This window comes from Segetibacter aerophilus, assembly GCF_007991655.1.
Taxonomy (GTDB): domain Bacteria; phylum Bacteroidota; class Bacteroidia; order Chitinophagales; family Chitinophagaceae; genus Segetibacter; species Segetibacter aerophilus.
Window position 1 is genome coordinate 1 of record NZ_BJYT01000042.1, and the last position, 23766, is coordinate 23766.

General features: G+C 39.4%; 4 protein-coding genes. All 4 read right to left on the reverse strand.

Translation table 11 applies throughout. The features are described 5' to 3' along the window. On the reverse strand, positions 1-3340 hold a 3340-nt coding region (locus SAE01_RS23470; protein WP_147206279.1), incomplete at its 3' end, for a non-ribosomal peptide synthetase. Between the two features lie 38 nt (positions 3341-3378). After that, on the reverse strand, positions 3379-14343 hold the full coding sequence (locus SAE01_RS23475; RefSeq protein ID WP_147206280.1) for a non-ribosomal peptide synthetase: 10965 nt from the start codon (positions 14341-14343) through the stop codon (positions 3379-3381). 242 nt (positions 14344-14585) lie between these two features. Then, complete coding sequence (locus tag SAE01_RS23480; protein WP_147206281.1) at positions 14586-19397, reverse strand: non-ribosomal peptide synthetase; 4812 nt, start codon at positions 19395-19397, stop codon at positions 14586-14588. An 18-nt stretch (positions 19398-19415) separates the two neighbouring features. Then, positions 19416-23766 (reverse strand): non-ribosomal peptide synthetase (locus SAE01_RS23485; protein WP_147206282.1); only part of this gene is annotated, 4351 nt, incomplete at its 5' end.

Genomic DNA, 23766 nt, shown 5'->3' on the forward strand with positions numbered 1-23766 from the left:
TAATAGTTGATAGAGTAGCAGATCTCCCTGAAGAGATAATGCGAAGAGATAAATCAGCAATTGTCGGATTTGTAAAAACCTCCTTTATAGAAACTGAGACGAGGAATTCTTTTTCCAATGCTGCAACTAGACGCAATGCTAACAAGGAATGACCCCCCAACTCAAAAAAGTTATCGTAAATACCTACACCGTTTACATGTAATACCTGTTCCCAAATTTGGGCTAACCTTACTTCTATTTTGTTACGCGGCGAAACAAAGCCTTTCCGATCTTGTAACTGTTGGCTTAGGTCAATTTCCAGAAGGGCTTTTTTATCGATCTTTCCATTTGCCGTTAAAGGGAAATGGTCCAACTCTATCCAAAAAAAAGGTACCATATAAGATGGTAATTTTTTCTGTAGGTATGATATAAGAACTTCTTTGTCTAACCTTTCTTCTGTAATTACAAAACCCACCAGATTTTCTTCCCTTACAAAGATTAGCACCTGCTTGACTAAACCGCTTTGCAAAACAACAGCCTCAATTTCTCCAATTTCAACCCTATGCCCCCGGACCTTAATTTGATCATCCTTTCTTCCTAAAAATTCTATATTCCCATTAGGCAACCAACGTCCCAGATCTCCTGACTTATACATTAACTCGCTTCCTTCAGGTTTAAACGGATTAGCTATAAACTTTTCTGCCGTTAATTCAGGCCGGTTTAAATATCCTTTAGCCAAACCTTTTCCACCTATACAAATTTCCCCGAACACTCCAATAGGAGACAACTGCACCTGATTATTAGTGATATAAATTTTTGTGTTAGAGATCGGTGCACCAATTAAAGGCGTGGATGTATCGATAAGCGCGGGTAATTTGTAGCTTGTAGCAACAACCGTGTTTTCGGTTGGCCCATAATTATTAACGAGGGTATAATTTATATCGGCGAGATTGATGCTGGCTAATTTATCTCCCCCTGTCAGTAAAAATTTTAAAGACCTTATATCATCGCGTGATTTTGCAACAAATTCTTCCACTAAAGCTGTTGAAATAAAGCTGTGGGTAATACCCTGAGATTTGTATAAAGCAATCAAAGCATCGATTAAAAGGCGGGTATTATTGTCAATTATATTGATCGAAGCGCCAACCAGCAAATAGGGCCAGATTTCCCAAACAAATGCATCAAATCCAACACCTGCCACAGACGTTGCTTTGCTGTCAGAAGTTACCTCAAATTCCTTTAAATGCCACGCTACAAGACTCACTACCGAGGCTTGATCAATTAAAACCCCTTTTGGTGTTCCTGTAGAACCAGATGTATAAATGACATAGGCAAGAGTGCTGCTATTTAAAGCCTGAAAAGGCCTCTCCTTCGAGAAACCATTTAAGGCATTCATTCCATTTCCTAGATCAATTATAAAGCCTATGTTGCCTATACCGACTTGTAGATTTTTAGTAACTACTATTTTTGCCTTTGTATCCTGTACTATAAAATTTATTCTCTCGGCCGGATAGTCTGGATCGATCGGAACATAGGTAGCGCCCGCCTTCAAGATGCCCAGTATACCAACAATTATCTCAATGCTTCTATCAATACAAAGTGGCACCAAATCGCCACTTTTAACTCCATTGCTAATTAACAAATGAGCTAACTGATTAGAGAGATCATCTAACTTTTTGTACGTTATCTTTTCTTCCCCAAATAGTAAAGCTGTGTTATAAGGAGTTTTAGCTACCTGGGCTTCAAAACAGTCAATCAAACTTTTACTTCCTTCGGCTGCTAAAAACGTGTCATTGAACTCTACCGACAACCTCTGCTCTTCCTCGGAAGAAATTGCCTTCAAGAATTTTATTTCTTTTTGCGGCTGTTCAACTATAGATGTAAGTAATACTTTGAAATTATTTGCAAATCGCTCTATTGTATCTGCAGCAAACAAATTCGCACCGTAATCAATACCTATATTAAGGCCGTTAACAGTCTCAGAAACGATTACAGTTAAATCAAATTTGGTTGAATTGTAAGAAGACGAATTATTATTTGAAAGCTGTAAATTACCCAACTGTATTACCGGTACTTCAGGAGTATTTTGAACGGCAAACACAACCTGGAAAACAGGACTTTTATTCGTATTCCTATCTACAGGTAATATCTCTACTATTCTTTCAAAAGGAATTTCCTGGTTCTGATAGGCCTCTAAAGTTGTAGTACGAACTTGTTGTAGTAAAGCGTCGAAAGTAGCATCAGGAGAAATGTGACTTCTTAAAGCGAGGGTGTTAACAAAATTACCGATTAAATTAGCAACCTCCGGCTGTTGCCGTCCTGCAATAGGAGTTCCAATACATATGTCGTCCTGGTTTGTATAGTTGTAGAGGAGAACTTTAAAAGCAGTAAGCAGAGTCATAAAAAGAGTAGCTCCTTTTTGCTGACTCAACAATTGTAATTCTTCTGCGAGCTTCTTGTCTACTGAAAGCTTATATGTTCCTCCTCCTAACTGCTTACTACTCGTACTGGAATCAGTTGGCAGGATGAGTGGTTCTACACCTTCTAACTTATTCCTCCAGTAGCCCAATTTCTTATCCAAAACGTCCCCCTTCAGATGGTTCGTTTGCCAAACTGAATAATCCGCGTACTGTAGCGGTAATGGTTCAAGCCTGGCAGGACGGTTTTCAGTAAAAGAGGAATATAATTCTACCACCTCTTTTACCAAGACGGACATAGACCACCCATCCGACGAGATGTGATGCATGTTTACCAAAAGGATATGCTGATCATCCGAAATAGTAACAAGCACCGCGCGCAGCATAAAGTCAGAAGACAAATCAAAAGACTTAGACTGGAAAGCCTCAATGAATTGATTTAATGAAAACTGATCTGCAAACTTTTTGTCATCTCTTATTTCTAATTTCCAACTACTACTATCTAAAATATGCTGGTAAACTTGTCCATCTTCATCTTTTAGCACAGTACGAAGTGCCTCATGCCTTTCCAAAACTGTCTTCAAAGCAAATTCAAGTGCTTCAGTATGCACTTGTCCTTTCAGACGTAATACTGCCGGAATATGATAGTTTGCACTACCCTCCAACTGATCGATAAACCACAGCCTCTGCTGACTAAACGAAGCGGGAATTGAGCTTATTTTATTTCTATCGAATCTTTCAATTCTAATATAATCTCCGGTAACTCTAGAACTACTTTTTAAAAAATCAATGATTTGTTGCTTGTTGCCTTTTATTTCACCTAAAAGATCTTTATTAAAACTTCTGTTTTTTGGAAGTTTAACGTGCAGCTCTTCTTCATTCAAAACAATGTCTATTCCGTCTTGTTTTGCTGAATATAATATGTCAATCGCTTTATCAAACATTCCTCGTACTATTATTTTTACTACTACTAATTATAATTTTATATAACCAATAGCTCAAATTCTTCAGATAAATCTCCCTGTTGGCTGTTATCTGACTGTATTTCTAAAAACTTGCTTATTTCCTTTATTGTAGGATATTGAAACAAATCTTTAATTTCTAATTCAACTTTCAGCTTTTCATGAATGAGCGACTTTAACTGCATCACCATCAACGAATGTCCACCTAACTGAAAGAAATTATCTGTGACACCAATCGGCCTCACTCCCAAAAGCTCCTCCCATATTTCAACCAGCTTTTTCTCTGTTTCGGTAACCGGTTTCTCAATTTCCTGCCTTTTTGCCGCAAAGGTATCTTTAGGATCCGGTAATGCCCTCAAGTCAACTTTTCCATTTGCTGTCAGCGGCATTTTCTCAAGGTCTACCCATAACCCAGGGATCATATAGCTGGGTAACCGCTCCTTCAAATATGACACTAGCCCTTTTTCATCATATTTTCCATTTGATATAACGTATCCAACTAATACTTTATTCCCTTCTACGTCTGTTTTTGCCACAATTAAAGACTGTGAAACCGCCGGATTCTGTTGCAATACATTTTCAATTTCCTGCAATTCTATTCTATAGCCTCTTATTTTGACCTGGTTATCTATTCTTCCGAGGTATTCAATGTTACCATTTGGCAGTAATCTTCCTAAATCTCCTGTTTTGTACAGCTTTGAAGCTTTTTCTTTGCTAAATGGATTTTTTATGAATTTCTCTGCAGTCAATTCCGGACGATTAAGATAACCTCTTGACAATCCTGCACCGCCTAACAATATTTCGCCGGGTACCCCAACTGGCACCAATTGGCTTATTTTATCAACTATGTAAACAGTTCTGTTGGTTAACGGCCGGCCGATTGGAATTGTATTAGTGAAGTTGGCATCCGTTATACGATATGTTAAAGAAAAGGTTGTGTTTTCTGTTGGGCCGTAACCGTTTATAATTCTTATAGCAGGGAGACTACGCCTAACTTTTCCTATGTGAATTTCGGACAGCTTTTCACCTCCAACCAATATTGTTACTAAAGATGCGAAAACGGAAATGTCTGTATCTACTAACTGATTAAACCAACTAGAGGTAAACCACATCGTTGTCACCTTTCTCTTGGTAATTTCTGATTTAAGTAGAGTAACGTCAAGTAGTGTGTTCTCCCGAGCTAACACTAATTGCCCACCGTTCAGCAACATTCCCCAATACTCAAAAGTGGTAGCATCAAAAGATGGTGATCCGGTTGATAATAAAATATCCTCTTTCCTTAAAGAGACGTAATCCACATCTTTTACAAGGCTAACTACATTGCCATGCTCAACCATTACACCTTTAGGTTTTCCTGTAGAGCCCGAAGTGTAAATAATGTAAGCGAGGTTTGATGGTTGAAGGGAGGCTTTTACATTGTCTTTTGATTGACTAACTATATTGGTTTCGTTTGAGTCTACTTCTACCAGTTCAAAACTATTTACTCCTTGTAGTTTTTTGCTGCTTTCCTGACTTGTTACAATTAATGTGGCCGCAACGTCGTTCAACATAAACTGTATCCTTTCTGCAGGATATTCGGAATCAATTGGCACGTACGCACCGCCGGCTTTTAAAATACCTAATATTCCAACGATTAAATCAACACTTCGCTCGATGCAAATTGGTACACATAGATCTTCTTTTACCCCTTTGCTTTTAAGGTAATGACCTAATCGGTTAGCTTTTTCATTTAGTTGTAAATAAGAGATTTGCTGATCTTCAAAAACGACTGCTATGGCATCGGGAGTCTGCAGCACCTGCTCCTCGAAAAGGTCTACAATAGTTTTTTGTTTACTGTAATCCGTTTGCTCATCATTTAAATCTCCTAATAATTGCTGCTCTTGCCTCTTATTTAAAATCCTCAACTGACTAACTGCAGTTTTAGGTTCCGCGACAATTGATGAAAGTAGCTCCTTAAAACACCTAACAAGTTGCTGTATTGAATACTCGTCAAATAAATCTGTGCAATATTCTAGGCCGCCAAGCAACCCCCCACTTGTCTCCTTAAGACTAAGGGTAAAATCAAACATAGACGTAGTGTGCGGAAGAATTTCGTTATGCAACTCAATGTTAGCAAGGTTAATATTTGGAATGTCGGGAGTGTTGTGCAATACAAACATTACTTGGAAAACCGGCTTTCGACTCATATCCCTTTCACTTGCCACCGCTTCAACGACTCTTTCAAATGGGACATCCTGGTGTTCAAACGCCTCAAGAACTGTTTCTTTTACCACTTGAAGTAAATCGACGAAAGAAATTTTTCCATTAAGATTTGTTCGGATAGCAAGCGTGTTAAGAAAAAACCCTATCAGCCCTTCAACTTCCTCCTGTAACCGGCCTGCAACTGGCGTACCTATGCAGATATCCTCTTCCCCTGTGTACTTATGTAGTAAAATTTTAAAAGCGGTAAGCAAGGTCATGAAGAATGTAGCTCCCTGCTCTTTGCTTACTGTAGTTATTTTATCAACAACATCCTTTTCAATACTAAAATTTACAATAGATCCTCTTGTACTTTGAATAGCTGGCCGGGGAAAATCGGTCGGCATATGTAAAGGAGAGAGATCTTTCAGCTTTTCCCGCCAGTACCCAATTTTGTTATCCAAAACTTCATCCCGCAAAAAATTGCGTTGCCAAATAGCAAAATCTGCATATTGTAACTTAAGAGGTAGTAAAGGCGCTTTTTCACCTTTTAAACCACTTTCGTATCCCTCCATAACCTCTTTAACAACAATAGAAGTTGACCAACCGTCGGAAGCTATGTGATGCATCGTTATAACAAGCAAATGTTCCTCGTTACCTAGCCTAATTAAGGAAGCACGAATCATCAAATCTTTTGAAAGATCGAATGGTTTTTTAATTTTTTGAAATACAAGTTTTTCCAGATCTGCTTGACTATCCTCGTATATCTTCTCGTCTACAAACTCCAACTCCAGTTGCTCGTTAGGAAGAATGTACTGGTACCCCCTCCCCTTTTCTTGTTTAATCACCGTTCTTAGCACTTCGTGTCTTTCAACAACTGCCTGTAGTGAATTTCTTAGTGCCGGAATATTTAGTTTGCCTTTCAGCCGTAATACAGCTGGTATATGATATTGAACACTTCCCTCTAACTGGTCGATAAACCACAAACGTTCCTGGCTAAATGATAGTGGAATATTTTCGGGACGAGGACCGACTTTAATTGGAGATAAAGACGAGCTTTTGTCCAATGTCTTCAAATAAACCGCCAATTCTTTGATTGTAGGATAAGAAAATATATCGCGTACACCTAAATCTATATTAAGCCTTTTGCGTATCGCAGAAATAACACGAACAGCCAACAATGAATGACCACCTAACTCAAAAAAATTATCGTTTATACCAGCTTGGTCAATATTTAACAAGCTTTTCCAAATGTCTGCTATTGATTTTTCTAAATCATTTCGGGGCGCTACATAGTTACCGCGGCTATCAGAAGCCGTATTTTCGATTAAGCTCAGAAATTTTCTGTCAATTTTGCCATTGTTATTTAAAGGCATTTTTTGAATAGCAACAAATTTTGATGGGAGCATGTACTCCGGCAGCTTTTTCAACACGAGATTCTTGATATCTTTTTGCAACTGAGAACTGATATCGTTGAATAAAGGAATATTAGTTAACGGCACCATCTCTCCATTAACATTTTTTGTACTATAGTTAGCTAATTCGATAAATTGATCCGATGGTGTTTGCTCAATTAGAATGTTTAGTTTGAGCGGGTCTTCATCCACCAAAAGCTTGTAGCTATATCCTTTCGCTTCCACATTAGTAATTAATTTACTCACTTCATCCGCCTCACCTACATCGGCAAGTATTGCCGCAAGCTGGCCGACATTCTTTGCTGATCCATTCTTAATAGTTTCTAATAACTTGCTTTCACGTTGTAACCTTGGATTGGGCATCTGCTTAATGGCAATAACCGGAACTCCATCTTCGAGCTGAGCAATAGCTTTTGCGCTTCCCACTACCGAATTCCAAATTTGCCATTCCGGTTCAAATACTTGTTTTTGCATTCCAACATAAATCACAGCAGTAAAACGGTAAGCGGTCAATTCATTAATATAAGAACCATGCTTCCAAACGATTTCTACATGAGAGATTTGCGGATATTTTGCTTTTAAGCCATAAAAATATTCCGGGGAGAAACAGAGTTCCTCCTCTGTCAGCATGTCTTGTTCCACACCCCAATTAAACTCCTGGATACTTACATAATCTGGAAGCTTTTCTAATTTTAATCTCGCTTTAAATAATTTCAACGTCCGCAAATCGCGCACATCACCTATTACAATCCGCCCTTTTTCATGCAATATCGAAATGCAGTTTTCTATAACGTTACTAAGATAGCCCTGCCCAGGAAAGTACTGAATAATAGAATTCAATACTATAGTATCAATTGCTTCACCGACATCTACCCTTACTTCGTGGGCTGCTGAAACCTGCAACTCTGTTGGCCCGTAATCCCGCAACCCCAAACTAATCCGGTTACGGATCATTTCAATTGATGCCCTCGAAAAGTCAGTACCGATGTATTTAGCAACTTTTCCGGCCAATTGATAATAAATAAGTCCACTTCCGGAGCCAATCTCCAATACCCGCTCAACCTTGCCAGAACAAATAACGTTGACAATATCTATCAACCATTCCCGCATGTGCTCCTTTGGAATAGGATTTCGGGTAAAACTGTCGTTCCAGCCTAAAATATTAAATTCCGGGTCTTCTATATTTTCAGCTGCCGATACATATTCATTTTCATGAATCTCTTTCCAGCTTGCAACCTGCTCGTCGTAAAGCTGATTTTCCTTTAGTTTTACAGCAGATTGATTTGGTATAAAATAAGCAACCAGATGATTATTTCTCGTCTCTTTGTCTTCTTTTACCACTACGCAACTATTATCAACAAATGAAAGTTCGTTCAACGCGCTTTCGATTTCTCCTATTTCAATCCGGTAGCCGTGCACTTTTACCTGGTCATCAATACGGCCTAAATATTCGAGGTTGCCATCTGCCAACCATCTTCCCATATCTCCTGTTCTATAAAGCCGTGGTGGCAGAAACGGAGAAAGATGCTCTACAAATCTCTCTGAGGTAAGATCGGGACGGTTTAGATATCCACGCGTTACTTGAATTCCCCCTATGTAAATTTCGCCAGGTATACCTATTGGGCACACTGTATAATTTTTGTTTAAAATATAGACCGCCACATTAGAAACAGGCTTGCCTATTGGAACAGAAGTACTATTCTTCAGAGAGTCGATTTCCACCTTGTATTCCAAGACTGAAATTGCCGTTTCGGTTGGCCCATATTTGTTGTAAAAACTGGCCACACCTTTCCATTTGTTTACCAATTCGCGTCTGCAGAGGTCACCGGCTGACACAACCCTTCTTAAAAAATTACATTTTTCAGGTATTAAATTTTCAAGGAAGAACGGCGTTGAATGAAGATGAGTAACTCGGGCTTCATTTAAAAACGTTGAAAACTGTTCCGGATTAAGCTGAAAACCCTCTTTAAAAAGAATTAAAGAAGCCCCGTTAGTTAAGGCTAAAAAAATTTGCTCAATTGATGCGTCGAAGCAATAATTGGAAAATTGCACAATACGTTCTATACTACCAATGTTAAAATATTGCGATTGGGCAGTAATAAAATTTGCTATGGATCGATGTTCTACTAAAACACCCTTAGGTCTGCCCGTTGAACCTGAGGTATAGATAACGTAAGCCAGCTGGTCCTGTTCTACAGGTACAGATAAATTAGAAACCGATTGCGTATCTATCAATTCCTTATCAAATCCATCTATCACTACTTTTGAGATTCCGGATTTATTTGGTACCCGTTCACTCGTATCAGCACTAGCTACAACGAGATTTGCTTTAGTATCTTGAAGCATAAAATCAATCCTTTCCGGAGGATAAGATGGATCGATTGGCACATAAGCGCCTCCAGCTTTTAGTATACCTAAAATACTTATGATCATTCCCGTTGAACGCTCAATACATAGTGGTACAAGCGTCTCGGCACCTACACCTGATGCTGAAAGAAAACGGGCTAATTGATTGGCTTTTTCGTTTAAAACCTTGTAAGTCATTGTTTGCTCTTCCAAAACCAAAGCAATAGCATCAGGCGATTTAACTGCCTGCTTTTCAAACAAACTGACCAAGGTTTCTTCTAAAGTTGGTGCAATAAGCCCTACGTTCGAAAAAGCAGCTAATTGACGTTCTTCATGTTGAGTAATTAAAAGCAAGGAGTCGATTTTTTGTTCCGGGTCTTCAAGCACCGCTGTCAACAATTGCTTGTAGTGGCCTACCATACGCTCAATAGTTTCTGCAGAAAACAAATCGGCACAATATTCAACTAAAAACTCAATTCCATTACCTGTTGGCTTTACACCGAAACTAATATCAAATCTTGAAGTAATATGATCAAATTCTAAAATACCAAGTTCTACTTCGTCTAAAATTAATTGCGGTATGTCTGGTGTGTTCTGAACAATAAATGTTACCTGCAACAGTGGGTTTCTGCTTAAATCCCTTTCATGAACAACCGCGTCAACAATTTTCTCAAATGGCACTTCTTGGTGAGCATAAGCCTCTAATGTAGTTGCCTTTACCGCCTGCAAAAAATCAGAGAATATAGATTCTCCATGCACCTGGCTGCGCATGGCAAGCGTATTCACAAAAAAGCCAATTAATCCCTCCGTCTCATGTTGCTGCCTTCCCGCTATACCCGTTCCAACACATATATCATTTTGCCCACTATACCGATATAGCAAAACTTTAAAAACCGCTAGCAGAGTCATGTAAAGTGTAGTCCCTTGTGCCCGGTTCAGTTCATTTATTTTATCTGATACCAGTTGAGAAACAGCAAATTCTACACTTGCTCCATTTGTACTTTGAATGGCGGGGCGTGTAAAATCAGTGGGCAGATTAATCGTTGCGACTCCTTCCAGTTGATGAGTCCAATACTCCATTTTTTTATCTAAAACCTCCTTTCGTAGATATGAGCGTTGCCATATAGCGAAGTCTGCATATTGAATGGGTAAAGGCGATAAATTAGCCGCTCTTCCCTTTTTATAAGAAGCGTAAATTTCGACTAGCTCTTTTACAAGGATAGATCTCGACCACCCGTCTGACGCAATGTGATGTAGGGTTACTACCAGAACGTAGTCGTGCGGAGCAATCGTTATAAGGTGGGCCCGAAGCATAAAATCTTCCGACAAATCAAATGGCTTTTGAATAAGCTCTTGAATAAAGCTATTTAAGTCTTTTTTGCGCTCTGCGCAAACTCGTTCGTCAATGACTTCCAAGCTCCATTGGTTAATTTCTTTAGGCAGCTGATAAGGCTGCCCTTCATGCTGACGAATTACAGACCTTAGTACTTCATGCCTATTTATAATATCATTTAGGGTATTCTCCAGGGCTTGAACATTCAAATTTCCTTTGATGCTTAGCACTGCAGGCATGTGATATTGTCGGCTCCCCTCCAATTGGTCAATAAACCATAAACGCTCCTGGCTAAAAGATAAAGGAATTTTTGAAGGGCGTGCATCGGCTTTAATCGCTGGTAATAGATTTCCTTTCCCTTGTTCGTTCAAGTAACCGCTTAATAAAGCTACTGTTGGTCGGGCGAAAAGATCTTTTATACCGACCTCAAACTTTAACTTTCGGCGTAATGACGAAATTGCCTGCATTGCTAGTATTGAATGTCCACCGAGTTCAAAGAAGCTATCATGAATTCCCACTTTTTCCAATCCCAATGTCTCCTGCCATATCTCAGCAACTTTCTGTTCCGTCTCATTTCTTGGGGCAATAAATTCATGAGCTTTTTGCGCAGCCATGTCCGGGTTAGGAAGAGCTTTCCGATCTATTTTTCCATTAGACGTTAATGGCAGTTTTTCCATTTCAACCCAGAAAGCAGGCACCATGTAGTCAGGTAACCTTTCCTGCAAATACCGAATTGCTGCATCAGTCTTGAACACCTCATTAGCAACTACATAAGCCAGTAAACGTTTGTTCCCTTTTGCATCTTCTTTTGCTAGCACCACAGACTGATGCACCAATCCACTTTGTTGGAGCACAGTCTCTATTTCTCCCAATTCTATTCTAAATCCTCTTATTTTTACCTGGTCATCTATTCTTCCCAAGAATTCTATATTACCATCTAACAACCAGCGTCCCAGATCACCCGTTTTGTACAACTTAGTACCCTCTTCTTTGCTAAAAGTATCTGTAATAAATTTTTCTTCTGTTAACGCTTGCTTGTTTAAGTAACCTCTGCCTACTTGTCGTCCCCCAATGTGTACTTCTCCAACTACTCCTATAGGCAATACTTGTCCTTGTTTATCTAAAATATATATTTGAGTATTATGAACAGGCTTGCCAATAGGAATTAAGTCAAGAGTTTTATTTGTAGAAGGCAAACTCCAACAAGTAACATCGATTGCGGCTTCAGTAGGTCCATAAAGGTTATGTAACTCTATTCCCGGCAGCCTTTTTCTGAACGTTTTAACTTGAGAAAGCTTTAAAGCTTCGCCGCTGCACAAAACTTTTTTTAACCTACCAATTTCACTTTTGGTAACGTCGGATAAAAAAAGTTCTAACATAGAGGGAACAAAATGCAGAATGGTGACGTTTTGTTCCTCGACAATTCTTTTTAGATATTCATTGTCTTTGTGACCATCAGGCTTCGCAAAAACTAGTGTAGAGCCGGCAATAACAGATCCTAATAATTCCCAGACAGAAACATCAAAAGTATATGGAGTTTTTTGCAGTATAACGTCACTACTTGATATTGAAAAATAATTTTTTGCCCAAAGCAAACGATTGTAAATTCCTTTGTGCTCATTTATTGTACCCTTGGGTTTACCAGTAGACCCTGAAGTATAAATTACATAAGCAGCATTATTCGACTGAATAACCGTTCGAGGGTTAATTGTAGACTGACTGTTGATAATCTCATTGCTTTCACTTAATTCTATTATCTCAAGTCCCAATTTAACCGGTAATCTATCTTTACTCTCCTTACTTGCGACAATGCAATTAGATGTAATGTCATCAAGAATATAGCTTATTCTATCGGTAGGATATTCAGGATCAATAGGTACATAAGCCCCTCCTGCCTTTAGTATCCCCAAAATACCTATCAGCATCTCTATACTGCGTGCAGTAAATATCGGCACTAGCGTTTCCGGTCCTACTCCTCTACTTTGTAAATACCTTGCTAATTGATTTGATTTTTCATTCAGCTCTTTATACGTTAGCTGCTTTTGTTCGAACACAACAGCAACCATTTTCGGAGCTTTTTCGACCTGTTCCTCAAACAAATCAATAATTGTTTTGTCTTGGGGATATAGAACTCGTGTATTATTAAATTCGAAAAGTAAATGTTGCTCCTGACCAGGGGTATTGACTTTTATCTCACTAATGTCATTGATCTTATCTCCTGCAACTTGTAACAACACATGTTCAAACTGGTCTCTTATCTGTGCTACATAGGCTTCATCTAAAACCTGATCGTTGTAACTAAATTTGACATTGATCTGTTCTGCACTGTTGACGACTATAGTCAATGGATAATTCGTCTGCTCTCGCATTTCTACGTTGTCGAAATGCAAACTCCATTTTTGTGCAGAAATAATTTTACTTACAGGATAATTTTCAAAGACTAAAAGTGTATCGAACAGATCTCCCTGTACTCCTGTTAATCTCTGTGTCTCGTGCAACGGGGTGTACTGATGTTCGCGTGATTTGACCTGATCGGCCTGTTGCTCCTGGAGCCATTCCACGATGTTTGTGGTATTGTTCAGTGATGAGTGAAGCGGTAATGTGTTGATGTACATTCCGACCCTTCGTTCCACTGCTGGTAAATCATCGGGACGACCAGAGACAATTACTCCGTAGACAACATTGTTACTGCCAGTATACCGATGTAATAAAATTGACCAAACACCCTGGATAATGGTATTAACAGTTAAACGGTTTTCTTTCGCAAAATTTTGAATTTTTTCAGTAGCAGCAGAAGGTATGTCTATTGACAGAGATTTGTATAATCCTACCCCTTTTGTGCGTTCATTGGTAGTGTTTATAAACGGTAAAAGTGTGCTTTGCTGCACACCTTTCAGATAATCACGCCAATATTGCTCAGCCTGCCTTTTATCCTTTCGCTCAATGTAACGAATGTATTCTTCGTATAAATCTTCCCCTTTTAGCTTTATCGGTTTTCCTGCAACAAGCAACTCGTACATGCTCAGGAACTCCTCCATCATGATTGGCAAAGACCATCCGTCGAAAAGTATGTGATGAGTTGTCCAAAGCATCCTGTAACTGTCTTCGGCTAAACGCATAAAACTAATGCGCATTAGCGGTGGCCTTTTAAAATCAAAACCTTTTAAACGATCAGATTTCTCGAAAGCACTAATTGCCTCCGCTTGATCAGCTACGCTCATCCCCGAAAAGTCTACTACTTCAATTGGTAGTTTAACGTCTTTGTGTACTGCTTGAACAGGTATATTGAATGCATCGTAATAAAATGCAGTTCGAAGTATGCTATGCTGTTTTAAAACATAATTCCAGCTATCGTTGAAGGCGGCAAGATTAACATTGGAGATATTGCAGCTAAATTGACCTACATAAGCTTCGGCCTTTTCATGATAAAGCCCGTGAAAAAGCATCCCTTCCTGCAAACCGCTTAAACGGTAAATGGAGGATATATCCTTTGTTTTTTTAAATGTGGCAGGTGTGGAATTGGCGGAGATATAATCAATCAGCTCATCTCTATGCTCTTTTATAAAACCAATAATCTCCTGGTTACTTCTTATCGCCTGGATCTCATCTTTTGTCAACTTACTCTTATCGCCAATAAGGTTAAGTTTACCGTCCTCGACTGTAAGTGAAAAATGAGATTTCCTTAGATTATTTACAAATTCTTGTAATTCCATAAAAATATTGACATTGTGGATTCGTATCCCTCTAATACCGGCTTCAATTTATATGGCCATTGTTGCGTCGCAAGCACTCATCCACATATCAATTGGCAGCTATCTTTCTAAAGGACCGTAATATAATAATAATTCGAAATTCCATCCTTCAGACAAAATTATTTTAGAAAAGGCTGCACTCCCTGAGGACAGAAGAGGGGGATAACAACTGTTCGTTTAAAAAAATCTTTGAAAAGTAGTCTCTAAAAACTCATTACGTTATCGGACTCATCCTCTAAGAAAGCGTCTAACTCTTCGTAGCTAACTGCAGTGCCAAGTCCATAATCGGAAGGGGTATATACGGCCCCGTTTTTACCTTGCTCAAGGCAATGAGTTACTAAAGAACTGAGATCATGTAGATAACTCGTTGCAAGATTTCTTATCGTTTCTTCTCTAAAATACTTGCTACTAAAACGCCAAACGCAGACTAATTGTCCCGCTTTTATATGACTATTTACAGACAGTTTTTCACTAACTACTTGTTTTTCGCTACGCCCTGCACCTGTTGGCTCCGACGCAACCGAAAGTCTTGCGCTCTCGCGCACCACGTTATCGACCTGACCCAAATAGTTGAATTGTATGTCCCAAGGCTCGCTTCCCTGCAAAGACTCTTCTTTATTGATGTACCTAAGCACTCCAAATCCAACGCCTTTATCTGGCACCTGGCGTAGTTGCTCTTTCACCGATTTTATCAAATTGTCCCACCCATTCGTATCCACCATGTTAATTAAAACGGGATACAGACTGGTAAACCAACCTACGGTGCGGCTGATGTCTATGCTGGTATCAATAGCTTCGCGGCCATGGCCTTCCAAGCCGATAACTACCTGATCCTTCGTCGTCCAATTGCAAAGTGTTTTTGCTAATGCGCACAATAAAATATCGTTGATTTCGGTATGGTATACTCGTGGCACTTCCTTTAACAGGCTACGCGTTACATCAGCGTCTAGTTTTAGGGTAAATCCATTTGTTTCGGCTACCGTTACTTTTTCGCTATAGTCAAAATCGGGCACAAAAGGTTTGAAGCTTTGAACTGTTTTGCTCCAATATGGTGTTTGTTTTAAAAGAGTACTACTTCGGCCGTATTTCTCTAAAGCGTCATACCACTGTTTGTAAGAAGAAGTTTTAGAATGTGAAGTTGCTGTGCCCGTACTCACAGTTTGGGCTAAAGCTGATTCAAACTCCTCCAAAATCAATCTCCATGAGACCCCATCTACAACCAGATGATGGATGATCCAAAGTAGACGGTTCGACTTTTCAGCCGCTGGTGTTTTTAGAAGTACGACCCTGACCGTTTCTCCTTTTTCAATATCCAGACTTCGTTGGTACTGATCTGCCACCTTGTTAATTTGACCGCCTGCATCTTCGGACTCTGCGTAAATAAGTTCCTCTATCTTGACCTCGACTTTGGCTTTTGAATACTCCTGTTTCCACTCGCCATCCTGCTGGTAATACCTAAATCTCAGGGCATCATGTTGCTTTAAGATTTGCTCAATAGCCTGGTTCAATATATTTTCATCAATAGATTTATCGATCGATAACAAAACACTTTGATTGAAGTGGGAAAGCTCCACCTGTTGTGTTTCGAAATACCATTGTTGTACAGGCAGAAGGCCGCAACTGCCAGCCAAATCTTCGCTGTTGCCACCATCTTTTGGGCTCACAATTCCTCCTGAATCTAATAACTTAGATAATTGGCTAATCGTCTGGTATGTAAATACGTCTGCCACTTTCACTTCAATACCTACGTTTCGGGCACGACTTACAAATTGAATAGCAAGAATTGAATCTCCGCCGAGCTCAAAGAAATTATCGTCGATACCTACGCTTTCCACGTCAAGCAGATCCTGCCAAATTTTTACCAACTTACTTTGTAGTTCTGTTGACGCTTCTGCAAAACCCTTAACAGCAGTCTCAGTCACTTCCGGATCGGGCAATGCTTTTTTGTCAACTTTTCCGTTTGACGTTAGTGGCAACTGAGTCATCTCAACCCAAAATGCCGGAACCATGTAATCGGGCAGTTTTTCGCTTAAATAGGAAATTGCGGATTCTTTGTTGAAACCTCCGTTGCTAACTACAAAGGCTACCAATCTTTTTCTGCCATTTTTATCCTCTTTTGCTAACACAACGTTCTGTAATATTCCATCGAACTTTCCAAGAACGCTTTCGATCTCCCCCAACTCTATCCGGAAACCTCGAATCTTCACCTGGTCGTCGATCCTTCCCTGGTATTGAATGTTACCGTCAGCACTCCAGCAACCCAGATCGCCTGTTTTATACATTCTGGCAGCTTCATCGGCACCAAACTTATTGAATACGAACTTCTCGCCAGTAAGTCTCTCATTATTTAAATAACCTCTTGCTAATCCAGGTCCTCCAACACAAATCTCCCCAGTTACGCCTATGGGTACTAATTCTCCATTTTCGTCAACTATGTAAGCACTGCGATTGGCTAGTGGCTTGCCTATAGGAATTGCCTTTTTTATTTCCGTCTCCTTAACCAGGTAGGTAAGAGAAAACGTTGTATTCTCAGTAGGTCCGTAGCCATTTATTATATTAATTGCAGGATACATCGAACGCATCTTTTCAATGTGCTGCTCTGACAACTTTTCCCCTCCAACCAGCACTGTTTTAAGTTGCTCAAAGACAGTTATATCCGTGTCTACTAACTGGTTGAACCAGCTGGAAGTAAACCACATTTTATTTACACCTCGTTCCTGAATTTCAGCTTTTAGCAAATCCTTGTCTAATAAGTTGTTTTCATTGCACAGAATTAATTGACCCCCGTTTAGCAACATACTCCAATATTCAAAGGTGGTAGCATCAAACGATGGAGATCCAGTAGACAATAAAACGTCATCACTAGTTGAAGAAACAAAATCTACCCCTCTTACAAGGCTGACTACACTTTTATGTTCAATCATCGTCCCCTTTGGTGTTCCGGTGGATCCCGACGTGTAGATTATGTAAGCAAGGCTATCAGGTCGACTGGCAGTTGCCAAGTTTTCAGACGCGTGAGCTGTAAACACCCCCATGTCGTTATCTAAAACAAGCGTATCAATATACGATATGTGAGAGAGGTTATCTTTAGTGTTTTTAGAGCAAAGAATGATATCAGCTGAAATATCCTTCAGCATAAATCCGATTCGATGGCCAGGATATTTTGGATCAATTGGTACATATGCTCCACCTACTTTCAAAATACCAAGAATACCAACTATTAATTCCAAACTTCTTTCAATGCAGATGGGTACAAGCGTTTCTTCTCGTACGCCTTTGGTTCTTAAGTAATGTGCAAGATGATTAGCTCTTTCGTTTAGCTCCGCATATGTAAGTTTTTGTTCCTCAAATATAACGGCCTGGTTAAAGGGCGTCTTCGACACCTGCTCCTCGAACAAGTTGACAATACTTTTATCTTCAGGGTACGCTACTTTGTTGTCATTAAATTCAATCAATAATTTATGTTCTTCCGACTTCTTAAGTATAGGAATTGAACCTACTTTTTGAATGGGATTGACCGATATGTTTGTAAGAAGTTCTGTGAAATTTTCAATTAATTGTTTGATGGTCTTTTCACTGAATATGTCGGTGCAATATTCTACCCACCCTTCAAGGCCGACTTCAGTTTCACTAATGAAAAAACTAAGATCAAAAAGAGTTTTTGTGTGATGCAAATCCTCCATCGACAATGTCAATTCCCCTAAACGTAAATCAGGTACATCAGGAGTATTAAGCATAATCATCATCACCTGGATCAAAGGATTTTTGCTCATGTCCCTTTGCTGTATAACCTGGTCAACCACTTTTTCAAAAGGGGCGTCCTGGTTCTCATAGCCTTCAAGGGTGGTGGTTTTCACCTTTTGTAGCAAGTCGGGGAAAGTTTGATGGTCATTTATTTCAGTTCGCAGGGCAAGCATATTTACAAAAAAGCCTATCAACCCCTCGACTTCCTTCATTGACCGATTTGCAACCGACGTACCCACACAAATATCAGTTTGACCAGAATACCTGCGGAGCAAGATTTTGAACGCTGCCAGTAGGGTCATAAACAAGGTACTTTCGTACTGCTTGCTTAATTGCTGCAAAGAGGTAGACAATTTTTTATTGATTGTAAATCGTGTAATTGCACCACGACTGCTCCAGACAGCAGGACGATTATAATCGAGCGGTAAATTTAAAGGCGTAGTGCCTTCCAACTTTTCTTTCCAATAGTTCAGTTTCTTATCAAGATTGGCGCCCTGTAAATGGTTTCGCTGCCAGATTGCATAGTCGGAATATTGAATTGGTAAAGGTTGAAGACGAGCAGCCCTTTTAGTAATGGAGGAAGTGTAAAGTTCTATAACCTCATTAACAAGCACCGACATTGACCAGGCATCAGCCGCAATGTGATGGATAGTTACTAATAAAATGTGCTCCTGCTTAGCAAGCATAATGAGGTGAGCACGAAGCATATAATCCTTCGAAAGGTTGAAAGGGAAATCAATAAGGTTTTGAACGAATTCATGTAAGTTTTCAGGATCGTCTTTATACTGTAATCCATCAACCGACTCCAATTGCCAATTGTCGGCGTCCAGTAGTTCCTGGTAACCTTGCCCATTTTCTTCCAAAATAACTGTTCTTAGAACCTCATGTCTAACAACAATAGTTTGAAGTGTGCTTTTTAAGGCAGCTGTTTCAAGCTGCCCTTTAAGCCTTATTACTGCAGGCAGATGGTATTTTGTAGAACCTTCCAACTGGTCCACAAACCATAGTCTCTCCTGGCTAAATGATAAAGGAATGTGAGTTAAAGAATTTCGATCGGCCTTAGTTATTTTATTACTTGTAATGCTGCCTCTTTCATTTTTACTTAAGAAAGCAGTTAGCTCTTCTTTATTTGCTTTTAGTTGCTCCAGTATACTTTTATCAAAAGCTTTATCCTTAGGCAGCTTTACTTGTAGCTGCCCTTCATTTAAAAATAAATCTATCCTGTTCTGTTTCGCCAGGTATAGCAAGTCTATAATACTCCTTTCATTCATTATTCTATATTATCTAATCTACAACGTTACTATTTCGAATTCAGCGGAATCATCTTCTAACGTATAAATGTTTAACTGTATTTCAATGTACTTACTTAAATCGCTAATTGTCGAATATTCAAATATATCTTTTACCAGGAGTTCGACTTCCCATTTCTCACGAATAGCTGCTATTACACGAATAGCCAGGAGCGAATGGCCGCCAAGTTCGAAGAAGTTGTCGTAGATGCCGATGCGATCGATACCTAATAATTCTTTCCAAATTTCTGCCAGTGCAACTTCAACAGCAGATGTAGGTGGTTGATAGTTTTGCTTATTTACTACGCCTCTTTCTTCTCTTTTAGCTAAGAATGCCCGATCGACCTTTCCATTGCTTGTAAGTGGCAGATGACTAACTGCGACAAAATCAGCAGGGATCATGTACTCCGGCAGGCTTTTTTGCAGGATGCTACGAATATCTTTCTGAAGGATTGAAGCTATATCAGCAAATAATGGAATATTGGTAAATGATGTGTTATGCTTGCTACTATCAACTTTTTTATAGGGCTGCAAAACGAGTTTATTTGAGCGCTTTAATTCAAAAATCATGTTGACCTTGAATAGCTCCTCATCCAATAATAACTTGTAACTGTAGCCTCTACTTTCTGCATGTTCTATCAGATTTGCTATTGCGGAGCTTTCTTTGTCTTCTGTCTGAACCATATCTAACAGGTCTCCAACCACATTCACCTGCTTTTCCGCTATCGCTTTAGATAAAATCTTTTCCCTCCATAATCTTGGATTAGGCACATCCGATAAAGCCACAACAGGTATCCGTGAATTAAACTCTTCGGTCGCCTTAGCAATTGTGCTTTCGCCAGACCAATCTTTCCAATCAGGGTTGTCTAGCTTCACAGGCTCCCCAACATAGATGACTACGTTAAAACGATAAAGAGTGAGTTCATTACTATATGAACCGGTTTTCCATTGGATATTAATGTGTGTTATTTCGGGGAAAATAGTTTGAAGGTGATAAAAATAATCCGGTGAATAACAAAGCTCTTCTTCCTTTGAAACATCTTGTTTTACCGCCCAGGTAAACTCTTTCAAGCTTACTGAATGCTGGAACTTTTCGATGCTCAAACGGCTTTGAAATAATTCTAACAAACGGTAATCGCGTACGTCTCCAATGATTATTCTTCCCTTACCCTTTAAAGCTTTTATAGAGTTTTTTACAACATTGGTCATATAGTCCTGGCCGGGGAAGTACTGAATAACCGAGTTTATAATTACCGTATCAATTTGTTCTTCCTCTTTTATCTTCACCTCGTGGGCAGCGCATACATATAACTCCGTCTCGCCATAATCTCTCAATCCTTTGTTGATCCAGTTTTGAATTTGGGCCACCGATGAACGAGAAAAGTCTGTTCCTATATATTTATTAACCTTTCCTGCCAGTTGATAATAAATCAAACCTGTACCACATCCGATCTCCAGCACGTTGTTAGGCTTTTCAGAAAAGATAACATCCACAATATCTTTTAACCAATACTGCATTTGCTTTTCAGGGATTGGTAAACCTGTAAAGCTATCGTTCCAACCAATAATGTCGAATTCAGGATCAACGCTATCGTCCAATTTCGGCGCTAAGTATTCCGTGTTGTAAAGTGCGTTCCATGTCAAAACCTGCTTCTCATACAATTCGCGCTCTTTTGCCTTAATAACATCCAAACTAGGAACGTAATAACTTATTAGTTTAAGGTTACTTTCATCTTCAGGTTTAGCAATAACCACTGCCTCCTCAACCAGGTCCGTTTCTTCCAACACGTTTTCAATTTCCCCAATCTCAATTCTATATCCCCTGATCTTTACCTGGTCATCAATTCTTCCTAAGAATTGTATGTTTCCATCAGATTGCCATTTTGCAATGTCGCCTGTTCGGTAAAGCCTTTCTTTTGAATTTGCAACAAATGGATTAAGGACGAATTTTTCAGCGGTAAGATTAGCACGATTTAGATACCCTCTTCCTACCTGCACTCCTCCAATATATAACTCGCCGGGAATACCGACAGGGCAAATATTATTATGCTGGTCAACGATATAGGTGGATACGTTTCCAATTGGTTTTCCAATTGGCAGGTTGCTTACTTTTTCATCTTTATCCAGATTTGCCATGTACTCAATGGCGGTCACAGTAGTTTCAGTTGGACCATATTCATTATAAAAACTCGCTGTATTCCTCCATTTGTCTGCAAGCTCTTTTTTGCACAAGTCCCCACCTGCAATAACTCTTTTTAAACCGGTAAGATTATAAGGATCTAAGCTGGTTAAGAATGAAGGAGTGGTATGTAAATGCGTTATTTTTTTCTCCTTTATGAAATTTTCAAAAAGCAGTGTTTCTAATTGCAAACCTTCTGTAAACAAGTATAGAGAGGCTCCATTAAATAGGGCCAAAAAGATTTGCTCTACAGAGGCATCGAACGAATAATTTGAAAACTGGAGAATTCTTTCAGTACTATCAATATTGAACGTCTTTGTCTGAGTAGTGATAAGATTTACCACTGAACGGTGCTCAATCATCGCACCTTTTGGCTTGCCCGTAGAACCTGATGTATAAATTACATAAGCAAGGTTTTGGGGATGGATATTTATAGCAAGGTTTTCTTTGGAGCCTTTGCTTATTTCAGAAAATTGCTCGTCTATTTTGACTATTCCAACTCCCTGGTAGCCCTGTAACTTTTGAACTTGCTGTGCGTTTGTTACAACGAATTGCGCTGCAGAATCTTTTACTATGAAATGTATTCTTTCTTCGGGGTAGGTAGGGTCAATCGGAACGTACGCACCACCCGCTTTTAAGATTGCTAGTATTCCGACCATCATTTCCACTGACCGCTCTATGCATATTGCTACAAGAGTTTCCTCTTTTACACCTTGCTTTACCAGGTAATTAGCCAACTGGTTTGAGCGCTCATTCAGTTCTTGGTAGGTTAATTCAAGTTGATCAAATACAACCGCTGTACTCTTTGGTGTTTTGGATACCTGCTCTTGAAAACAATCTATAATTGATTTGTCTGTAGGATAAGGAAGGAGCGTATTATTAAATTCTACAAGCAACTGGTTTTTTTCGTCATTGCTCATCATCTCCAGCCGACCCACCTTTTGCTTTGGCTCTTTTGCGACAGAAAATAGCAATTGTCTAAAATGACCGAGCATCCTTGAAATTGTTTCCTTCCTAAACAAATCGGTACAATATTCTACCAATACTTCCAGTTCAGAGTCTTTTTCTGTTATGCTAAAGGTTAAGTCAAACTTCGATGTATTGTGTTCGGAGGCTTCTATTACAAATTCGACTTCACCCAACCTAAGCTCCGGAACGTCAGGAGTATTTTGTAATATAAACGTAACCTGGAAAAGCGGGTTCCTGCTTAGATCTCTTTCGGTAACTATTGTATCGACCACTTTTTCAAATGGCATTTCCTGGTGTGCATATGCCTCAAGGGTAGTTTCTCTTATCTGCTTTAATAGCTCTAAAAATGAAAGATCGCTTTGAACATCACTTCTAAATGAAAGCATGTTTACAAAAAATCCAATTAGCTGCTCGACCTCGTGCTGAGAACGCCCGGCTATCCCACCACCAACACATATATCACTTTGACCGGTGTAACGATGAAGAAGAACATTAAACGTAGCCAACAAAGTCATGAATAAACTGGTTCCTTGTTGCTGGCTCAACTCGTGCAATTGTCCCGCTAGTGCTTTGTCAACATACAACACTTCTATAGCGCCGCGCGTACTTTGTATAGAAGGGCGTACGTAGTCTGTAGGTAATTGAAGAGGAGCTACATCTGCTAGCTTCGCTTTCCAGTATGAAAGTTTTTCGGCAAGATTCTTCTCATTCAGATAATTCCGTTGCCAAATGGAATAGTCTGCAAATTGTAATGATAGCGGCTTTAGGTCGGGTTGTAAGTCTGCTGCAAAAGCTTTGTACAATTGAACCAACTCTCTTACAAGAATGGATCTTGACCATCCGTCAGAAGCAATATGATGTACAGTGAGCACAAGCACGGAATCTTGTTCACCTAACTTTATCAAGTGCCCCCGCATCATATCGTCCTTTGATAAATCAAAAGGGATATTTATGAGTTCTTCAGTGTATTCTTTTAATTTTTTATCGTTCTGTTTATACCGTGCTCCGTCTACCAATGTAAGGTGCCACCCATCTTTATCTTTTATAAATTGGTATGGCTGTCCATCTTTTTCAAGGATAACAGTGCGAAGTATTTCATGTCGATTAACAATTGTTCTCAAGGCGTACTCTAACGCGTCAATATTAAGATCACCTTTCAAACGTAATACGGCAGGCACGTGATATTCAAGACTGCCTTCCATT

Excerpts from the sequence above, each read along its gene's own strand:
- SAE01_RS23475 (WP_147206280.1), bottom strand. The coding sequence starts at position 14,343 with ATGGAATTACAAGAATTTGTAAATAATCTAAGGAAATCTCATTTTTCA.
- SAE01_RS23480 (WP_147206281.1), bottom strand. The coding sequence starts at position 19,397 with ATGAATGAAAGGAGTATTATAGACTTGCTATACCTGGCGAAACAGAAC.